Genomic DNA, 18,736 nt, shown 5'->3' with positions numbered 1-18,736 from the left:
ACTGACTTTTAGAAATTATATTTTTCAGCATTTAGAAAGAAATGCTAGTATATATTTTCTTACATAAAAATTAAACTACTTTAAATAAAATCTAACAAAATTAGCAACATAAATTGTTTTTCTAGTTTAATTTGCTATTTTTGTAAAGCACTATCTTTTATAAACTATTGGAACAATCTGCCGAAAATACTACGAATACTAACACTGAAAATAATATAAGTTCAAATCAAGAACAAAATATAACTAGCACTCAAAATTCTAAAAAAGCAGTTGAAAAAACAGTTTTTGATACAAAAATAGAATTTCTGAAAGGTGTTGGGGGTTTGCGTGCCGAAGTTTTACAAAAAGAACTCAATATCAGAACTTTTGGTGATTTGCTGATGCACTTACCTTTTCGTTATGAAGACCGTACACAATTTCAAAAAATCGGATTTATTTCGGAAGAAGATACAGCCGTTCAACTCAAAGGAAGGCTACGAAATATTAATCTTTGGGGAGAAGGAAAAAAGAAGCGTTTAGAAGCCGTCTTGGAAGATTCATCAGGAGAAGTAAAACTGGTTTGGTTTCGTGGGGCAGGTTGGGTAGCCAAAAAGTTAAAAGACGGACAAGAATATATCGTTTATGGTCGTCCGAATATGTATGGTAGGAATTTTAGTATTGCACATCCAGAAATTGATTTGCATATTCCATTAGAAAAAGAAAAAAGTTATTTTCAGCCTGTCTATCACACAAGCGAAAAAATGAAGGCAAAAGGAATGGATAGCAGAGGGATTTCTAATCTCATGCAAACGCTTATTCGTCAGGTTCATAAAGAAATTGAGGAAACTTTGCCACCATCTATTATTGAAAAACAAGATTTATTAGATAGAAGAAGAGCCATTGTTCATATTCATTTTCCAAAGAATACAGAATGGTTAGAAATGGCAAGAAAACGACTAAAATTTGAAGAATTATTTTTTATTCAACTTCAACTCTTACAGTTAAAACTTGTCAGAACAGATAAAAATCAAGGTTTAATTTTTGAAAAAACACCTACTTTAACCAAATTTTATAAAGAACATTTGCCTTTCGAACTCACTGGCGCACAAAAACGAGTAATCAAAGAAATTCATCAAGATGTACAGTCAGGCAGTCAGATGAACCGACTTTTACAAGGAGATGTAGGAAGTGGAAAAACAATTGTTTCTTTTTTGATTATGCTCATGGGAATTGATTATGAGGCGCAAAGCTGCTTAATGGCTCCTACCGAGATTTTAGCGCAACAGCATTATGAAGGATTAAAAGGATTTTGTGATTTGTTGGGACTTCGAATCGATATTTTGACAGGCTCAACACGTACAAAGGCAAGGCGTGAAATGTTGGCAGACCTAAAAGATGGAAAAATTAATATTATTGTCGGAACACACGCACTTTTAGAAGATAGAGTTCAGTTTCAGAAATTAGGAATTTGTGTAATAGATGAACAACACCGTTTTGGAGTGGCACAACGAGCTAAATTGTGGCAAAAAAATGAAGGTTTCTTTCCTCATGTTTTGGTTATGACAGCAACGCCAATTCCTAGAACATTAGCCATGACTTTATATGGAGATTTGGATGTTTCGATAATTGATGAGCTGCCAGCAGGACGAAAACCTATCAAAACAGTTCATAAATTTGATGCTCATCGCTTGCGTGTTTTTGGTTTTATGCAAAGTCAGATTGATTTGGGAAGACAAATTTATTTGGTTTATCCATTGATTGAAGAATCAGAAACACTAGATTATAAAAATTTGGAAGATGGATATGAGAGTATTTGCAGAGCTTTTCCAAATGTTCCTGTCAGTATTTTGCATGGAAAAATGAAACCTAATGATAAGGATTTTGAAATGCAACGTTTTGCAAAAGGAGAAACCAAAATCTTGGTTGCCACAACAGTAATTGAAGTTGGAGTAAATGTTCCAAATGCTTCTGTTATGATTATCGAAAACTCTGAGCGTTTTGGTCTTTCACAGCTTCATCAGCTTCGTGGGCGTGTTGGACGTGGAAGTGAGCAATCCTATTGTATTTTGATGAGTGGCTATAAATTGAGTAAAGAAGGCAAAAAGAGACTTGAAGTAATGGTCAGAACAGTAAATGGTTTTGAAATTGCAGACGAAGATTTGAAATTGCGTGGTGCTGGAGATATTGCAGGAACACAACAAAGTGGCGCAGTAGATTTACGCATCGCAGACCTTGCACGAGATGGCGAAATTTTGAAAGTAGCTAGAGATGTAGCACAAGAACTTTTGAAAGAAGACCCAAAGTTAGAAAAAGAAGAAAATCTGCCTTTAGTAATTACTTTAGAAAAAATTCAAAAAGCACAGACTATTAATTGGAGTAGGATTTCTTAGGTTTATGATGTTGTTGGTGTTACACAAAGTATGATTTTTTTAAAGCGTTTTAGAATAGCAAAATCATGCAACTAAAAACTACCCACAATGCCGTTGTTAGTGTTTTAGCGAAGCGACACCAACAACCAAATAACCACCAAAAAATTTTAGAATTATGGAAGAAATAAAAATGAATGTTGTAGAAATATTTCATTTAAGTACTGGAGTTATAATTTTTGTTGGTAATCTGAATACAGAAAATGAAAAGATGTGCCACAGAATTAGCTGGAAATTGCTCAAAGATGGAAAATATATTGATGAAGTTATTAGTACAAATTTTCGTTTTAGTAGTGGGCTTAATGCAAAGAACTTGTTGGGATTAGAAGTTATCACTCCTATAAATAAAAACTCTTTAGACACTAAAACACATACTATTGAGTTGATAAAAATAGCAGAAATATAAGCCTATAAAAACAACTGTTCAATCATTTCTGTATCTAAAAGCATAAATATTTTCTTTCCATCAGGTGTATAATTTGGCTGCTGACAGGCAAAAAGCTCATCAATCAAACTTTGCATTTCTTCATTTGAGAAAAAAGTTTTGGCTTGCATAGAGGCACGTTTGGCAAAGGCACGCAAAATATTTTCTCGTTTCGGAATTTTGATAGTCGTTTGGTTATACTTAAACTGTTCTAAAAGTGCTTCTAAGATAGATTCTCCTTTTTCTTTAAGCAAGTCAGCAGGAAGACCAATCAAACGAACTTGTCCTTTTTTCTCTAATTCTTCATTGATTTCTATCGTAAAACCTAAGTTTTTGAGTTCTGGCAAAACCTCCTTCAAAAGCTCATAATCTACCACCGAAAAAGTAAGAGTAGGAGGAAAAAGAATTTGTTGAGAAGTGGCACTATTTGCTGTGCTTTTCGAAATTCTTTGCTCATAACGCTCATATAAAATACGCTCATGAGCTGCCGAAGCATCAATCAAAATCATTCCCGATTTAGTCGGACTTGCTACAAAACGACCTGCTACCCAAAAAACATGACGTTTGTCGGTGTTTTCTATTTTGGATTTAGATGATTTTATTTCAGCTTCCAATTCAGACTTAGAAAGATTATTCGCAGAACTTCTGAAAGTTACAGGATTTTGAGATTGAGAATTGACGATTGGAGAATTCTCATTTGTGTTTACTGACTCCTTTTTAGTGTCATGCTCTAATTCCAATTTCTGACTTCCTATTTCCTCTCTTTGCTCGTCATTCAGATAAATTCTTTCCCAATTTCGTTGGTTATTTTTTTCTCTTTCTGTTGGTTCTGGTCGTTCATATTTTTTTAACTCTTTATTTCTATTAAACGGCTCGCTAATATAACTTCCATACTTTCCTTTGTTTTCTTCTTTATTATATCTGCCAATAAAGTCTTTATTTTCAGCATTTTCATCAACATCATCATACTTTGAAAAGTCAGAAAAAAATGTTCTTGGTTGTTCTTCATTATCCTCATCTTCGACATGGTTGATATCTCCACCAACGACATTATTACGATAATTTGCAGGATTTAAAAAGTTTGCATCTGTATCAAAATCTAAAGGAGAAACGACCTGATGAACTCCCAAAGCTTGTTTGACAGCCGATTGAACAACTACATAAACTGTTCTTTCATCATCAAATTTTATTTCTGTTTTGGTGGGATGTACATTTATATCAATCTTTTTTGGATCAATTTCTATGAATAAAACATAAAAAGGATGTGCATCTTTTGGCAAAAGTCCTTCATAAGCCGTCATTACTGCATGGTGTAAATAACCACTTTTTATGAAACGATTATTTACAAAAAAATACTGATTTCCTTTTGTCTTTTTGGCTGCTTGTGGCTTTCCTACATATCCCAAAAGTTTAATTGTTTCTACGTCTTCTTGACATGTCAAAAGATTGGATTGATAGCTTTTTCCAAACATTGCTACAATTCTTCTAGCCAATTTTCCCTCTTTAAGATTATAAACCTCTTGTCCGTTGTGGTGCATAGAAAAATTTATATGAGGATTTGCCAGCGCAACACGTTCAAACTCCTGCGTAATATGACGTAGCTCAACCGAATTAGATTTCAAGAACTTTCGGCGTGCTGGTGTATTAAAAAATAAATTTTTTACAGCTAAAGAAGTTCCTTTTTGTGTCGCTGTTGGTTCGTGCTTTTTGACTTCTGAGCCTTCAATATAAATAAGTGTTCCTACTTCTTGGTCTTCTTGTCGTGTACGAAGTTCTACCTGTGCAACGGCAGCAACTGAAGCCATTGCCTCTCCTCTAAAACCAAATGTTAAAATATTATATAAATCATCAGGATGTGTTATTTTGGATGTTGCATGTCTTTCAAAGCACATTCTAGCATCTGTTTCAGACATTCCCTTTCCATTATCAATAACTTGAATAAGTATTTTTCCTGCATCCTGTAAAACGAGTTCAATACTTGTAGCTTCTGCATCCACCGAATTTTCTAACATTTCTTTTACCACAGAAGCAGGTCTTTGAACGACTTCTCCAGCAGCAATTTGATTGGCAAGTGATTCGGGCAGTAAACGGATGATGTCTAACATAAAAAATTACGAATTAGAAATTACGAACTGAAAGACGACGTAAGTCAATTACGAAAGTAGTTCGTAAGCAATTTATGGTTTTAAGAGGTTTAAATTATAAAAGTAAATGAATACCTTTAAATTAGATTTTTTTGATTTATCACTTACTCAAAGTTCGGCAAATTTGAGCGAGCAAACAAATGATACAACCAAACAACTAAAAATCATGGTATTTCGTTTTATAAAAAAAATACAAAATTTATTTCGTTCTTTTATTCTTATGCAAAATCAGAAATATATTCCCGTTGATTGTGGTTTTTATGACAATTTAGAAGCCTTTGCCACTACTAAAAAAACAGTAACAATCCATTATTTAGACTCAGATTATGACACAATTATTCATCAAAAAATTAAAGTTAAGGATTTAGAAACCAAAAACGGAGAGGAATTTATGATTTTTGAAGTAGAATCAACTAAAGAAAAAATTAAAATTCGTTTGGATAGATTAATTGATATTGATGGAATAACAGTTCCAAAAAATGGAGAATCTTGTTTTTTACAAACATTCCAAAAATGCTAACAAAGCCTTTTTTTCTTCTGAATTCAAATCTAGTTCAAGCGTCGACGCTTGAACTAGATTTGAACTTCCATCGTGCAAATAAGGAAATGTTTTGGAAATATGCCTTAAAGTAGGCGTTTTGAATTTTAAATAATCGTTAGGGTTTTCAGTAACTCGCTGTCTTCCTAATTCGTTTTTATCTGCATTTTTATTTATAGGATTTGTTATCGTATCTAAATGAGCAAAATGAAACTGATAATCTGAAAATAAAGGCGCAGTATGACAAGAGTTACAATGCTTGTTAAAAAGCTCTTGTCCTTTTAATTCTAACTTTGAAAAGGTAGCTTTATTTTGCTGAACACTATCCCATTTTGTTATAAAATTAAAATCAGAATTAGAAGAAGAAGGCGAAATAATAGTCCGTTGATATTGTGCTAATGCTCTAAAAATAAGCGCATTTGTAATATTGTCACTTCCAAAAGCATTTTTAAATAAAGCAGGATAACTTTTATCTTTTTGCAATAAAATTGGTAATTTTTTCAAATCCATTGCCATTTCGTCTGGGTGTTGAAGTGGCGCAGCAGGAAGTGACTCAAGGTTTTTTATGCCTCCGTCTAAAAAAAGTCCGTTTTCTGCATAAGCTATATTTATTAGCGTGGGTGTGTTGCGAGAAAGTTTCTTTTTAGTTGTTCCTAGATTGCTTTTTTCTAAAGTATCTGTAAAATAGAGTTCTGGATTATGACAAGTCGCACACGAAATGTTATTGTTTTTGGATAATTTTGTATCAAAGAAAAGAATTTTGCCCAAAATTATGCCTTCTTTTGTAGTCAGATTTTGAGAAGGTTCTTTTGGTATAGAAGGCATATAGGAAGCTAGAGTAATTTTATATTTCTCATTTTTAAAATCTCTCGTTTTATTTTCACAAGAAAAAGCAAGCAACAAAACAGCAATTAATATAGCTAAATAAAGAGAAAAATTATGTCTTATTCGGTTCATACATTAAATATAGAAAATCATTCCCACATAATCGGAAGGCAAGATGGAGTTACTGGTGATACGATAAAAGCAAATGATGAAATCGTTTTTTGCGCTGCTTGTTAGTCTGTTTTTTTGATGGATAGTTGGGAATATATGAAAAATCAGCATTGTGAGCAATCTGAAACACTTAATTTTGTTCCTTCTCCTATTTCAAAAATAACTGTTCGTAAAGGAGGAAGAAAAGAAAAAGTCCTTTTTGAAATTAAAAATAAATTTACAAATAAAATATATAGTTATCTAAAAGATTTTTTACCTTCACTATTCAAAATATCACCTCTTTTTTATGTGATTTGTTTAGTATTTTTGCTGTGGAATATCTTACCTAAAGACTATTTTGTGTCTGGAGAATATAACGGTATAGTAATTTGTTTCTGTTTTGTACTCTTGTTTTTCAGTATCATAATTGGAAAAAGATGGAGTGAAAAGAAAGAAATGAGTCTAAAAAATGCACGTTCAATTAATTACTCTTTTAGAGTTCTAGAAACAGGAATGACTATAAGAAACCAATTTTACTTTTATTTTGAAATAGAGAAAGTAAATTCATACAAAACTAAAGACGAACATAATTTAAGTATTCGATTAAGAAATAATCAAAACATAACACTAAACTTACCATTTAGGAATTATAAGCACACAAAGCCATTTTATTTAGCACTTGCTTGGACTGCACAGTTTGTAGAAGTTCATTTTCAAGCAGAAGATAGTAGAGAAAAGGAACTTTTGAGAAGTGTCGTGAAAAATTATGCAGGAAACCTTTTTTTAGTCGAACATCTTTCAAGTCTTGGTTCTAGTAATTAAATTTTTCAATACAAAATGAATATACATAAACTAGATATAGAAAATCATTCCCACATAATTGGAAGGCAAGATGGAATTACTGGGGATAGTATAAAAGCAAATGATGAAGTGGTTTTTTGTGCTGCCTGTCAGTCTGTTTTTTTAAAAGATAGTTGGAAGTATATGAGTGGAAAACATTGTGATCAGTTCAGAACACTTCGTTTTATGCCTGAACCTACTCCAAATTTGATTATTAGAAATGGAATCAAGATAACAGAAAATGTAATCTTTGAGTTTAAGAATGAATTTCTCTCTCAAATAAATGAGTTGATAAAATTAGTTGTTCCTTTTGCAATGCGAAATATTTTTTTACTTCTAGCTAGTGTAGTAATAGCCTTGATGTGGATTTTTATTCCAAATGATGCTTATAATGGGCAAAAAACTGAATATACTTTATTTCTATCAGTGATTATACTTTTTGTTAGTCATTACTTCAAACCAATGTGGACTGAAACTAGAAGCAAAGAAATAGAAAATTTAGACTTTATCAATACTAATTCAGGATTGAAAATCTTAGAAACAGGAATTATTCTTGGAAAGAATTTTCATAATTACGATCAAATAGAAAAAATTACTACTTCAAAATCAGAGAAAAAACATAAATTTACTATTGAACTAAAAGACAACTCAAAATTCACTAAAAATCTTTCTTTGAAAAATTACGAGCGAACCAAACCTTTTTATTTAGCACTTGCTTGGACTGCACAGTTTGTAGAAGTTCATTTTCAAGCAGAAGATAAAAGAGAACAAAGACTTTTGAGAAGAATAGAACAAAATTATGCAGGTAGAATTTTTATAGCAGAAAGCTCTGTTATCTCGTAAAGATTTTTTCAAAATAAAAAAGCAACTTCAAAAAAGTTGCTTTCATAAAATGGTTTCCATCTATTTTTTTTTAATTTGTGATTTTTTCTAAGTAGCTAATCTTTTAGATACTCTACAAATATTAGCCGAACCACTTCTCTCATACTGTATTTCGTCCATTATTTTTTTGACTAGAATAAGTCCGATTCCTCCACTTCTTTTATCTGCAATAATTTCTTGCATATCAGGTTCTTTATAAGAAAGTAAATCAAAACTTGGTGCGCTTTCATCTTTTATTTCAAATACAAATTGATTATCCTTTCTACTTACACTTACTTCTATATCTTCTTTCGGATTACACTTATGGGAATGAATAATCAGGTTGGCACAGAGTTCGTCTACTGCCAAAACCATCAGATTTATATCTATCGGCGAAATTGCATGCTGCTTGAGTGCTCCCTCAACAAAGTTGCGAACTCTGCTAAGGTTGTTTTTCAAACAAGAAATTCGAATGCTATGAATCATTTATTATTTATTACTTTATAGCTAGTGATTATTATGCTAATGAATTAGCTTTTTATTTAGCTCTACTTTTTGCTTCATCTTTTGTTTTTGTTATCGGAATTATTTCATCTAAACCTAAGATTCTAAAAACCTTTAGCACTTTATCATTCATCCCATATAAAACCAAACTGATATTTCTAGCTTCACATTCTTGCAAATGAGAAGTAAAAACGCCAATTCCAGGTGATGAAATATAATCTAAACGATTACAGTCTACCAAAATTGGATTACGATTTTCTCCAATGGCTTTGGCAAGCACTTTATCTAGCTTAATAGAAGAAGAGGCATCTAAATCTCCATCAATGCTAATAATATAGTTTTTGTCCTCTTCAGTAAATTTGACTTCCATTATATCTTACGAAAAATAATTGCAATAGGTTTGCTACGAGTAATAAATTATAATAAATAAAGTATAATTAGGAAGAAAGATAGATAATTCTAATTTAAGAATATCCTGTTTCTCTCAAAAAACTACTTTTATTTGAATTGACAAATTTACTATTCTTACCGAGAGTTTTCAAGTTTTTTTGAAAATAAATAAAAAAGATGCTATTTAATTAGATTATTATAAGAACGAAACCTATAATTAACTCGTTAATTAACATTTTATACTCACTTTAGTTTATTACTGATTATCAATCTATATAAATGACTTACCATTCTCACAAATTAGATTCAACTCACTCTCATATTATTGGAAGAACTGATCCAATTACAGGCGATACAATAAAAGAAGAGGATAAAGTAACTTTTTGTTTGACTTGTCACTCTTGTTTTTTAGAAGAAAGTTGGAATTATATGAATAATAGGCATTGTGAGCAAAACGAGACTTTAAAATTTATTCCCTTTCCACCTCCTCAACTTATTGCTAAGAAAAAAGAACAAAAACTGATTGCTGAATTGAAAGAATCAACAATTAATCCATTTCCGATTTTTATTCTAAGTTTTGTCTTTGGCTTTATTGGTTATTACATAGCTGAATCTGAAAAAATTGGTTTTCTTTTTATAGGTACTGCAATAGGCTTTTCTTTGGGCATTTTGATAGGATGGCTTAGCAAAACCCAAGTAATTAAAGAATTCATAGGACAAAAAAGCACAAGTTTTAGTATTTATGAAAGTTATATGGAAATAGAGAATGTAAAGTTTTATTGGAATGAAATAGAACAAATCAATTTTAGAAGAACTATGCTTGTAGAATTTGATGATAGATATGGAACTAAAAAAGCATCTTCTCATTATCCTTCATTAGAAATTTACTTAAACAATGGAGAGTTTTTAGAAAGAGAACTTCCCACTACAAATTATCCTAAAATAAAACCCTTTCTATTTGGTCTTGCGTGGGCATCACAATTTACTAGCATTTATTTTTATACTGAACACGAAAAAGAATATGGATTAGTCCAAAGTTTTGATAGAAATTATCAAGGAACTATAAAAATTGGAGTCCCAACACAATTAGCATATAATCCAGAAGAAAATTAAAATAACTATATGACTTACCATTCTCACAAATTAGATTCAACTCATTCTCATATTATTGGCAGAACCGATCCAATTACAGGCGATACAATAAAAGAAAATGATAAAGTTGTATTTTGTTTGGCTTGTCAATCTTGCTTTTTAGAGGAGAGTTGGAATTATATGAATAATAGACATTGTGAGCAAACTGATACCTTATTTTTTGCGCCTTATATTCCTTCCAAACTTGTCGCAAAGAGAAAGAAAGACCAAAACTCAGAACCTTTACTAAACAAAAACACAATAAGTATTCTTTTGATTTTACTTTTTTATGGAATATATAGTAGCTCAATCTATCTTTTAGTAGAAGATTTACTTCTCTTTACTAGAGATAGAATTTTGTACTCTGTTATAATTGGATTTTTTCCTGCTGTTCTTTCTGTAATGGGTCTTACAAGCGAAAAGTTTACAAACTTGATAGGAATAACAAAATCTAAAAAAACAGATATTCATATTCTTGAGGAAGGATTACAGATAGATGATATTCTTTTCGCTTGGTCTAATATAGAAAAAATAGAGTATCGACGAGCAGCAAAAGAAGAAAATAACCTTGTATCTCCACAAATTAAAATCTTTCTTCAAAATGGAAATACTATTCAAGAGAAATTTGAAACTAAAAATCCAGAACATCAAAAATCATTTTTACTCGCCTTAGCGTGGGCTTCTGAACAGACAAAAGTAGAGTTTTATACCAAAAGCCAACAAGAATATGCACTTTTGGTAAGTGTAGAAAAAAATTATAAAAACATGAAATTAGGAAATAGAAATAGAGAATAGAGAAAAACTACGTTTTTGTAATCTTTAGTATAAAACAATGCGTTTTTTAATAAAAAAAATTCGTAATTCGTAATTCGTAATTCGTAATTCGTAATTCGTAATTCGTAATTTAATATTTTTATTTGGAATTAATCTAAATAAAATCTACTTTTGTAAAACATTACAAACTCCTTTACCTCAACATCTTATTTTAAGTCATGCAAACTACATTCCCTGCATTTCCTTCAATTATTGGTTCTCAGACAAATTCTTTTTCTACTAATTTGAATAATGAAGACGAATCATTTTGTCAGTCATTTAGCTGTTGTAAAAAAGATAAGTGTTGTAAAAAATATAAGAAAAAAGGAACACATTGTAAAAAATGTCCGAAAATATAGAGTTTTTTTATTCTATTTTTCTAGCAGTTTTTGGATTTTCTGTCTATATGTTTGTCCAATCGGAACAACCGTATTTTCTAAAAAAATCTGATTTCCTTCAATCGTTTTTACTTTTTCTAAAGCCACAATAAACGATTTATGAACACGCAAAAAATATTTTCTAGATAAAATAACTTCTAAATCTGATATTTTTTCATTGCAAATAATCATTTCTTCTTCCAAAAATAGCTTTGAATAATTGCCATAGGCTTCCACATAAAGCAATTTTTCAGGATTAATCTGATGATATTTTTTATCACCTTTTACAAAAAAAGAATCACCTTTTGATTCTGTATTTTCTAAATTTGTAAGAAGAGGTAATACATTTTTGATAGAATTATTCTGAACAGAAATAGCTTTATTGACAGCCTTCACAAAACGCTCAAAACTAAATGGTTTTACCAAATAATCTACCACACCGAGTTCATAACCTTCCAAAGCAAATTCTTGATAGGCACTCGTTACAATTACTTTAGGCGAATTAGTAAGTGTTCGTAAAAGCTCAAATCCGTTAATTTTTGGCATATTTATATCCAAAAAAATAAGTTCTACATTATTTTGATGCAAAAATTCCATTGCCTGAAAAGCATCATAACAGTTTTTTTGTAATTGCAAATGAGGCAACATTCCACAAAACTTTTCTATAAGTTGATGTGCTAGAGGTTCGTCGTCTATGATAATGTAATTTGTCATTTTTTTTTATTTTAAATTACTAAACAGGGTTAAAACCCTGTCCAATGTATAATTCATATCCTATTTTTGAAACTATATCTTTGTAAAAAACACAAAAGGCAGTTTTTTAATTGAACAGGGTTTTAACCCTGTTTTTATAAATTGATTACTCAATCTGAATTTTCAATTTTGCACTATAAATGGTTTCTTTTTTCTCAATTTCTAAAGAATATTTTTGAGGATAAAGAAGTTCTAGTCTTCGTTTGAGATTTTGTAATCCAATTCCTTGCTCTGTCTTTTTTTCTTTTTGATTATTTTCTTCTGAATCAAAATTATTTTCTATCCAAAAAGTAAGTTCTTGTTGATTTTTATTTTGAATCAAATCTAGTTGAATAGTCAGAAAAGCATTTTCTCTCAATGTTTCCACGCCATGTTTGAAGGCATTTTCAAGCAAGATAATAAATAATAAAGGGGCAATTTGAGTAGTTTCTATATTGATATTTTGTCCAACTGAAAAGTTGATTTCTACACTTTTTTGATACCGAATTTTTTGAAGTTCTATATAATTTTTTAGATATTCTATTTCATCAAATAATGAAACAGTCTGTTTTTGTCCTTCATAAATTGTATAGCGCATCATATCAGAAAGTTGCAAAATCATTGTAGGAGCTTTTTCTGAATTTTGAACCGTCAAAGAATAAAGATTATTGAGTGTATTAAAGAAAAAATGAGGATTGATTTGAGTTTTCAAAAGTGCTAATTCGGCAGCCATTTTTTGTGCTTTTAAGTTTTGTAACCATTTCCATTGTTCATATATCCAAATCAGAAAAAAAACAGGAATAGGCAAAATAAAAAAACTAAGAGCTGTTTCTTTTTTCTGTAAATACATTTCCAATCCACCCGAAAACAACCGAACATACAAAAAATAAAGCGATGAAAATCCATAAATCCCCCAAATAATGATTTTATATTTTGCAAAAAAAGATGGAAAAGCAGCATAACAACCACCCATCCAAAATAAAATTAGAATCAAAATAATTATAGGATTATCAGTCATTCCCTGCATAAAAAGCCGTACAAAAGCCAAAACTCCAATCAATAAAAGAAGTCCTAGAAGTAGATATAGGTAGTTTCCTCTTTTTTTAAAATAGGTATAAATCATCAACGAAATAACAACTCCATAGAGCAACAGAAAAAAAGTATTCATAAAAAACTCCTTTTCATCTATCAAAATTAGTTTGCTGTACTGCAATAATTTTACAAAAATAAAAGTAAGTGGAAAGCCTATCAGAACAGCTTTATATTTTTTGAGAAGAGGAATAATTTGATTCATAAGATTTGAAATATAAATTTTCTACCTCAATGACGGTTTTAGTATACTGTTTAAAAAGTTTAGCAATATTTTTTGTGTGTTCAACTCCCCAGAGTTGAACGAAATGCTTCCTCAGAAGCGTGATTTATTTGCTTGAATTATGCTTCTGAGGAAGCGAAACATTCAGTTCTGAGGAACTGAATGCACAACAAAATATAGCCTCATTGACGTTTAAATATTTATACGAAAATACATCTTCTTTACTCTCATTCATAAAAATCATGACAAACCCAGTAAAAACAAGGTCAAACAAGGTATTTTTTGATTTAAAATGGTTTATCAGTCTTTTGAAAGTGTATAAAGTCAAAAAAAACGTGTTTGTCATTCTTATTAGATAGAGAAAAAATAGTGTTTTAGTTTTGGAATATAGAAAAAAACAGTCGTTGGTGAGACACCCACAACGACAGTAGAAAAAAATATTCTCATTTAACTCTACCAAAATGAACACACTCACTATTGAAAACCTTTCAAAAACATATCCCAACGGAACAGAAGCCTTACAATCTATTTCTTTACAACTCACAGACGGAATGTTTGGCTTATTAGGAGCAAATGGTGCAGGAAAATCGTCTCTTATGCGAACCCTTGCTACATTACAAGAACCCACTTTAGGAACTATTACTTTCAATAAAAATGACATTCTAAAAAATCCAGATGCAATTCGTCATACACTTGGTTATTTACCTCAAGAATTTGGTGTTTATCCCAAAATTTCAGCACAAGAAATGCTCAATTATTTAGGAATTTTGAAAGGGTTAGAAAATAAAAAAGAACGAAAAGAACAAGTAAACGCACTTTTACAACAAACAAATTTGTATCAGCAGCGCAAAAACTCAGTTGCTACTTTTTCAGGTGGAATGCGCCAACGTTTCGGAATTGCACAAGCATTATTGGGTAATCCAAAGTTGATTATTGTAGATGAACCCACAGCAGGACTTGACCCCACAGAACGCAATCGTTTTTTGAATCTTTTGAGTGAAATTGGAGAAAACCGAATTGTTATTTTATCGACGCATTTTGTGGAAGACATACGAGAACTCTGTACCAATATGGCAATTATGGGACAAGGAAAAATTATAACAAAAGGAAATCCTAATGAGCTTATTTCTACTCTAAAGGATTGTATTTGGACGAAAATGGTAGAAAAAAATGAAGTTTTACACCTCAAAAATAGGTTTCAAGTCATTTCTACAAAACTCATAGGAGGAAAAACACAACTTACTATTTTTTCAAAAACAGTTCCTAATGAAGGTTTTAAGCCTAAAATGGCAACTTTAGAAGATTTTTATTTTACAAAAAGCAACCTATAAAACAGAGTTTTAACTCTGTTTAGCAATAAAAACTACCACAAATCAAATAAAACACTTATGCTTTCTCAACTCATTTCTTTCGAATTTTCTTATCAAAGAAAACACTATTTTTTCTTTCTTGGAGCATTTATTTTCTTGCTTTTCGGATTACTTTTAGTCAAGCAAACATACGATATTGATTATAATTCTTCTTACAAAATAAGTTATCAAACGTCTTTGGTTAGTTTGGGAAGTGTTTTTATGATTATGTTTTTTGTGATTAGTGGCGTTTTGAGGGAGAGAAATTATGAAACTGAAAGTCTTGTTTTCACTACAAAATTATCCAAAGCTTCTTTTTTTGTGAGTCGTTTTTTAGGTGTTTTTGTGTTTAGTTCGTTGGCATTTAGCTTTCTGTTTTTGGGTTTGATACTCGGACTTTTTATACACGATTTGGATGCTGCACGAATTGCAGAATTCAACATTTTGATGTATTTATGGAGTTGGTTTATTTTTGCGTTGCCAAACGTATTTATTTGTTCTTCTATTATTTTTTCGGTGGCACTTTTGAGTAAAAATAGCTTGGCTGTTTATAGTAGTGCTGTTTTTATTTATGCGTTTTACTTTCTATGTTCCATGTTTTTTGAGTCGCCCTTAATGGCTTCTTCGGCTTCTACTTCAGCTGAAAATCTGCAACTTGCTGCCATTTTAGACCCTTTCGGAATTTCTGCTTTTTTCGAACAAACAACCTACTGGACAAATCAAGAAAAAAATACTTTATGGATTTCTTTTACAGACAATTTACTCATAAACAGAATTTTATGGATAGCAACAGGCATTTTTATTTTGGGATTTTCGTATAAATTATTTTCTTTTCGAAGTAGCAACACAAGCCTAAAAAAACAAAAAAATAGTACAGAAAAAGAGAATCATCATTTTATTTCTGCATCTACTTTTGATTCCATTGAACCCAATTACAAAACTTTCAAAATACATTGGAATAGTTATTTGATTCAAACCAAAATTAATCTACAACTCATTTTTAAAAGTTTGCCGTTTGTGGCTGTGCTTTTAGTTTTTATGATAATTGTTCTGATAGAAAGCTATACAAGAACTACAAATGGAGGTGCATATAATGAAAGTTTGTTTCCTGTTACATTTATTTTGATAGATTTTTTTAAAGATATTTTGAAGCCATTAGCTCTGTTTTTAATTGTTTTTTATAGTGGAGAAATTGTTTGGAAGGAACGAGAATTGAAATTTAATGGAATTTTGGAAGCTCTGCCAGTCAAAAATACAATTTTGTTTTTCTCAAAATTAACGGTACTGATTGCCTTACCTTTTATTCTGATTTTGGTAGGAATACTTTTATCTATTGGATTACAGATTTCGAAAAGTTACTTCAATTTTGAATTTGATTTATATGTCTCTGTATTCTATTATGAAGGTGTAAGGATGATTTTTTATAGCATTTTGGCTCTATTTATTCAAAGTCTTATAAAAAATAAATATTTAGGAATGCTGCTTTTAGGTTGTTTTATTCTGCTTTTTGGAACTTCTCTTTCTTTTGGAATTGGCATTGAACATCCTTTGCTGCGTTTTGGAAATTTGCCTACTATCAATTATTCAGATATGAATGGATATAATGTGGGAGGTTTTCATTATTTGGCTTTTCATTGGACTTTAATCGGACTTTTTATAGCTATTCTGACTTTCAAAATTTGGAAACGAGGAGAAAAAACAATTTCAATTTCTGAATTATTTACAGTCAAAAAATCAAATTTTACTTTAGGGATTGCTTTTATTTTGCCTTTATTTTCAGCTCTATTTATATTCTATCAAACCAATATTGAAACTGAATATTTGACACAAAATGAGCAATTAGACAGACAAGAACTCTATGAGCGAAAGTATAAATCGTATGAAAAGAATGAAAAATTAGTTCCTGTTTCTATTGCTATTGAGATGGATATTTTTCCAAATCAGCAAAAATACAAAGCTGTTGGAAAGTATATTTTGAGAAATAAAAGCAATGAAAAAATCTATAAATTATTCATCACAGAAAAAGAAAAATTATCAAATGTAATTCTTCAAGATGCAAAATTGATAGAACAAGATTCTAGTTTGGGAATTCTGATTTTTGAGTTTGAAAAACCTATTTTGCCCAATCAAGAAGTTTCTTTTTCGTATCAAATAAATAAAGAAGTAAAAGAATTTGAAAACTCAAAAAGTATTCTAAAAAATGGCTCTTATATTGGTTTGAGAGATTTTTCTCCTATTTTGAGTTATGCAAAAAGTTGGGAAATTACCAATTCACATGAAAGAGAATTGCGAAATTTACCCAAAAGAATAGAAGAAAAAGTTAATGATGATGACCTAAATAATGAGGATTATAATGGAATTGGAAGAATTAATTTTGAAGCGATTGTTTCTACTTCTTCTGAACAAATCGCCATTACTTCAGGAAATTTGATTAAAAAATGGACTAAAAATCAAAGAAACTATTACCATTACAAAACGCCTATTTTGATTTCGCCTGCTGTTTCTTTTTTCTCTGCAAATTATGTTGTTCAGAGAGAAAAATATAACGGAATTGTGATTGAACATTATTATCATCCTTCACATAACTTTAACAATCCACAGATTATAAAAAGCATCAAAACAACACTAGATTATTGTACTAAAAACTATGGAAAATATCCTTTTAAAGAATTACGTATTGCTGAAATCCCTGCTTATTGGAGTTTTGGAGGCTTTGCACATGCAGGAATGATTTCGATGGTAGAAGATAGATTGTACTTGATTGATAGAAGAAATGCCAATGATTTTGACTTATTAACCAAAAGAACCATCCATGAAGTGGCGCATCAATGGTGGGGACACGCTTTATCGCCTAAAAATATTGAAGGTTCAAGTTTGATTGTTGAAGGATTCACAAAGTATAATGAAGCTATGATTATGGAAAAAATGATTGGTAAAAAACATCTTTTTCAGCTCGGCAAAACGGCAAACAAACAATATTTTAAAGGCAAAACCTATACAAATGAAATAGAACCAGCTTTGTATTTGGCACGAGGAGAAAGTTATTTATCGTATGGAAAAAGTTATGCTGTGATGCTTGCATTAAAGGAGCTGATAGGAGAAGAAAAAGTAAATCAAGTTTTGAAAAACCTAGTAGAAAAACATCAAAATAAAAGCGAGTTTTCAGGAACTTCTTTAGATTTTTTGGAAGAAGTTTATAAAATCACACCTCAAAAACATTATTCTTTGATAAATGAGTGGTTTAAAAAGCGAATTATTTATGATTTAAAAATTGAAAGTGTAAGCTCAAAAAAACTCACTAACGATTCACGAGGAAACTACGAAATTACGCTACAAGTAAAAGCAAAACGCTTTGAAACTCTAGAAAATAAAGATAATACAAATGAAAAAATAGTTTCTATTTCTATTGATGAACCTATCACAATCGGACTTTTTTCTGTTTTACCTTCTCAAATTGATAAAGAAAAAGAAAGTGAGCAAATCATTTATTTAGATTCAAAAAATATCAATCAAGAACTAAACACATTTACTTTTTATGTCAATAAATTACCTATTTATGCTAGTATTGATCCATTTTTTACCCGTTTAGACAAAAATTTGGAAGATAATCTTATGGAAATTGGAGAGTGAAAAGCAAATATTTATAAAAAATAGGCTTTATCATAGTTTTCTACAAGTCATATAAATATAAATCCTCATTTAAAAAAAAGGATAGCTAAAGTTCGAAAAAGAAAATATTCGTAATTTTTAATTTTTAATTCATAATTACTTATGAAAGTATTGGTATTTTACGAATAGAAAGTTTAAATTTGCATATTCAGTAAAAAATATATAGTTTTATTAAAAAAATAGAATTGCAATAAAAATGCAATTCACAAAACTATTTTTTTATCTGTGAGTTAAGAGCAGTAGTGAGTTTAAATTTATAAATACATTATTTT

17 protein-coding genes are annotated in these 18,736 nt (G+C 30.3%); 11 read left to right on the top strand and 6 right to left on the bottom strand.

Annotated features, from left to right (window positions below):
• The first annotated feature begins 167 nt into the window (after window positions 1–167).
• Window positions 168–2,369, top strand: coding sequence for an ATP-dependent DNA helicase RecG (gene recG, locus V9L05_RS19160; RefSeq protein ID WP_338813508.1), 2,202 nt, complete (start codon window positions 168–170; stop codon window positions 2,367–2,369).
• A 154-nt stretch (window positions 2,370–2,523) separates the two neighbouring features.
• Window positions 2,524–2,811: a hypothetical protein gene (locus V9L05_RS19155; protein ID WP_338813506.1), complete on the top strand. Its 288-nt coding sequence runs from the start codon at window positions 2,524–2,526 to the stop codon at window positions 2,809–2,811.
• Window positions 2,812–2,813: 2 nt separating this feature from the next.
• Here V9L05_RS19155 and mutL read toward each other — a convergent pair whose 3' ends face one another.
• Entirely contained in the window at window positions 2,814–4,934 is a 2,121-nt protein-coding gene (gene mutL, locus V9L05_RS19150) for a DNA mismatch repair endonuclease MutL (protein ID WP_338813504.1), read from the bottom strand.
• Window positions 4,935–5,040: 106 nt separating this feature from the next.
• Between mutL and V9L05_RS19145 the strand changes: the two genes are divergently transcribed.
• Complete coding sequence (locus V9L05_RS19145) at window positions 5,041–5,493, top strand: hypothetical protein (RefSeq protein WP_338813502.1); 453 nt, start codon at window positions 5,041–5,043, stop codon at window positions 5,491–5,493.
• Here the strand turns inward: V9L05_RS19145 and V9L05_RS19140 are convergent.
• On the bottom strand, window positions 5,470–6,468 hold the full coding sequence (locus V9L05_RS19140; protein WP_338813501.1) for a cytochrome-c peroxidase: 999 nt from the start codon (window positions 6,466–6,468) through the stop codon (window positions 5,470–5,472). The genes V9L05_RS19145 and V9L05_RS19140 overlap by 24 nt on opposite strands.
• Between V9L05_RS19140 and V9L05_RS19135 the strand changes: the two genes are divergently transcribed.
• The 3 genes from V9L05_RS19135 to V9L05_RS19125 are packed head-to-tail and all read left to right on the top strand — an operon-like array spanning window position 6,451 to window position 8,169.
• Window positions 6,451–6,573, top strand: coding sequence for a hypothetical protein (locus tag V9L05_RS19135; protein WP_338813500.1), 123 nt, complete (start codon window positions 6,451–6,453; stop codon window positions 6,571–6,573). The two genes, V9L05_RS19140 and V9L05_RS19135, sit on opposite strands and share 18 nt — an antisense overlap.
• A gap of 30 nt (window positions 6,574–6,603) precedes the next feature.
• Window positions 6,604–7,308 carry a hypothetical protein gene (locus V9L05_RS19130; RefSeq protein WP_338813499.1) on the top strand — a complete coding sequence of 235 codons (705 nt, stop codon included), beginning with the start codon at window positions 6,604–6,606 and terminating at the stop codon, window positions 7,306–7,308.
• A gap of 15 nt (window positions 7,309–7,323) precedes the next feature.
• Window positions 7,324–8,169 (top strand): hypothetical protein, encoded by an 846-nt coding sequence (locus V9L05_RS19125; protein WP_338813498.1) that lies wholly within the window; start codon window positions 7,324–7,326, stop codon window positions 8,167–8,169.
• Between the two features lie 87 nt (window positions 8,170–8,256).
• On the opposite strand, the gene V9L05_RS19120 is transcribed toward V9L05_RS19125, so the two are convergent.
• Window positions 8,257–8,673 carry an ATP-binding protein gene (locus V9L05_RS19120; protein WP_338791840.1) on the bottom strand — a complete coding sequence of 139 codons (417 nt, stop codon included), beginning with the start codon at window positions 8,671–8,673 and terminating at the stop codon, window positions 8,257–8,259.
• Between the two features lie 52 nt (window positions 8,674–8,725).
• Window positions 8,726–9,061: an STAS domain-containing protein gene (locus V9L05_RS19115; RefSeq protein ID WP_338791841.1), complete on the bottom strand. Its 336-nt coding sequence runs from the start codon at window positions 9,059–9,061 to the stop codon at window positions 8,726–8,728.
• Between the two features lie 299 nt (window positions 9,062–9,360).
• Between V9L05_RS19115 and V9L05_RS19110 the strand changes: the two genes are divergently transcribed.
• The 3 genes from V9L05_RS19110 (at window position 9,361) to V9L05_RS19100 (ending at window position 11,384) form a co-directional block, all read left to right on the top strand.
• Complete coding sequence (locus V9L05_RS19110) at window positions 9,361–10,194, top strand: hypothetical protein (protein WP_338813497.1); 834 nt, start codon at window positions 9,361–9,363, stop codon at window positions 10,192–10,194.
• 9 nt (window positions 10,195–10,203) lie between these two features.
• Window positions 10,204–11,007, top strand: coding sequence for a hypothetical protein (locus V9L05_RS19105; RefSeq protein ID WP_338813496.1), 804 nt, complete (start codon window positions 10,204–10,206; stop codon window positions 11,005–11,007).
• A 197-nt stretch (window positions 11,008–11,204) separates the two neighbouring features.
• Window positions 11,205–11,384 (top strand): hypothetical protein, encoded by a 180-nt coding sequence (locus V9L05_RS19100; RefSeq protein ID WP_338813495.1) that lies wholly within the window; start codon window positions 11,205–11,207, stop codon window positions 11,382–11,384.
• Between the two features lie 12 nt (window positions 11,385–11,396).
• Here the strand turns inward: V9L05_RS19100 and V9L05_RS19095 are convergent, their stop codons facing one another.
• Both V9L05_RS19095 and V9L05_RS19090 read right to left on the bottom strand, forming a co-directional pair.
• Window positions 11,397–12,116 carry a response regulator transcription factor gene (locus tag V9L05_RS19095; RefSeq protein WP_338813494.1) on the bottom strand — a complete coding sequence of 240 codons (720 nt, stop codon included), beginning with the start codon at window positions 12,114–12,116 and terminating at the stop codon, window positions 11,397–11,399.
• Window positions 12,117–12,261: 145 nt separating this feature from the next.
• Entirely contained in the window at window positions 12,262–13,428 is a 1,167-nt protein-coding gene (locus V9L05_RS19090) for a histidine kinase (RefSeq protein ID WP_338813493.1), read from the bottom strand.
• Window positions 13,429–13,907: 479 nt separating this feature from the next.
• Between V9L05_RS19090 and V9L05_RS19085 the strand changes: the two genes are divergently transcribed.
• Complete coding sequence (locus V9L05_RS19085; RefSeq protein WP_338813492.1) at window positions 13,908–14,777, top strand: ABC transporter ATP-binding protein; 870 nt, start codon at window positions 13,908–13,910, stop codon at window positions 14,775–14,777.
• A gap of 57 nt (window positions 14,778–14,834) precedes the next feature.
• Complete coding sequence (locus tag V9L05_RS19080; protein ID WP_338813491.1) at window positions 14,835–18,425, top strand: M1 family aminopeptidase; 3,591 nt, start codon at window positions 14,835–14,837, stop codon at window positions 18,423–18,425.
• Window positions 18,426–18,736: the final 311 nt, after the last annotated feature.

The sequence above is a fragment of the Bernardetia sp. Wsw4-3y2 genome (assembly GCF_037126295.1).
Classification (GTDB): Bacteria; Bacteroidota; Bacteroidia; order Cytophagales; family Bernardetiaceae; genus Bernardetia.
The sequence above is the reverse complement of the archived record's forward strand: the minus strand, read 5'-3'. Positions and strand labels throughout refer to the sequence as shown.

Excerpts from the sequence above, each read along its gene's own strand:
- V9L05_RS19120 (WP_338791840.1), bottom strand. The coding sequence starts at position 8,673 with ATGATTCATAGCATTCGAATTTCTTGTTTGAAAAACAACCTTAGCAGA.
- V9L05_RS19140 (WP_338813501.1), bottom strand. The coding sequence starts at position 6,468 with ATGAACCGAATAAGACATAATTTTTCTCTTTATTTAGCTATATTAATT.
- V9L05_RS19135 (WP_338813500.1), top strand. The coding sequence starts at position 6,451 with ATGTCTTATTCGGTTCATACATTAAATATAGAAAATCATTCCCACATA.
- V9L05_RS19130 (WP_338813499.1), top strand. The coding sequence starts at position 6,604 with ATGAAAAATCAGCATTGTGAGCAATCTGAAACACTTAATTTTGTTCCT.
- V9L05_RS19080 (WP_338813491.1), top strand. The coding sequence starts at position 14,835 with ATGCTTTCTCAACTCATTTCTTTCGAATTTTCTTATCAAAGAAAACAC.
- V9L05_RS19105 (WP_338813496.1), top strand. The coding sequence starts at position 10,204 with ATGACTTACCATTCTCACAAATTAGATTCAACTCATTCTCATATTATT.
- V9L05_RS19100 (WP_338813495.1), top strand. The coding sequence starts at position 11,205 with ATGCAAACTACATTCCCTGCATTTCCTTCAATTATTGGTTCTCAGACA.
- V9L05_RS19095 (WP_338813494.1), bottom strand. The coding sequence starts at position 12,116 with ATGACAAATTACATTATCATAGACGACGAACCTCTAGCACATCAACTT.
- V9L05_RS19125 (WP_338813498.1), top strand. The coding sequence starts at position 7,324 with ATGAATATACATAAACTAGATATAGAAAATCATTCCCACATAATTGGA.
- V9L05_RS19115 (WP_338791841.1), bottom strand. The coding sequence starts at position 9,061 with ATGGAAGTCAAATTTACTGAAGAGGACAAAAACTATATTATTAGCATT.
- V9L05_RS19155 (WP_338813506.1), top strand. The coding sequence starts at position 2,524 with ATGGAAGAAATAAAAATGAATGTTGTAGAAATATTTCATTTAAGTACT.
- V9L05_RS19110 (WP_338813497.1), top strand. The coding sequence starts at position 9,361 with ATGACTTACCATTCTCACAAATTAGATTCAACTCACTCTCATATTATT.
- V9L05_RS19085 (WP_338813492.1), top strand. The coding sequence starts at position 13,908 with ATGAACACACTCACTATTGAAAACCTTTCAAAAACATATCCCAACGGA.
- V9L05_RS19090 (WP_338813493.1), bottom strand. The coding sequence starts at position 13,428 with ATGAATCAAATTATTCCTCTTCTCAAAAAATATAAAGCTGTTCTGATA.
- mutL (WP_338813504.1), bottom strand. The coding sequence starts at position 4,934 with ATGTTAGACATCATCCGTTTACTGCCCGAATCACTTGCCAATCAAATT.
- V9L05_RS19145 (WP_338813502.1), top strand. The coding sequence starts at position 5,041 with ATGAATACCTTTAAATTAGATTTTTTTGATTTATCACTTACTCAAAGT.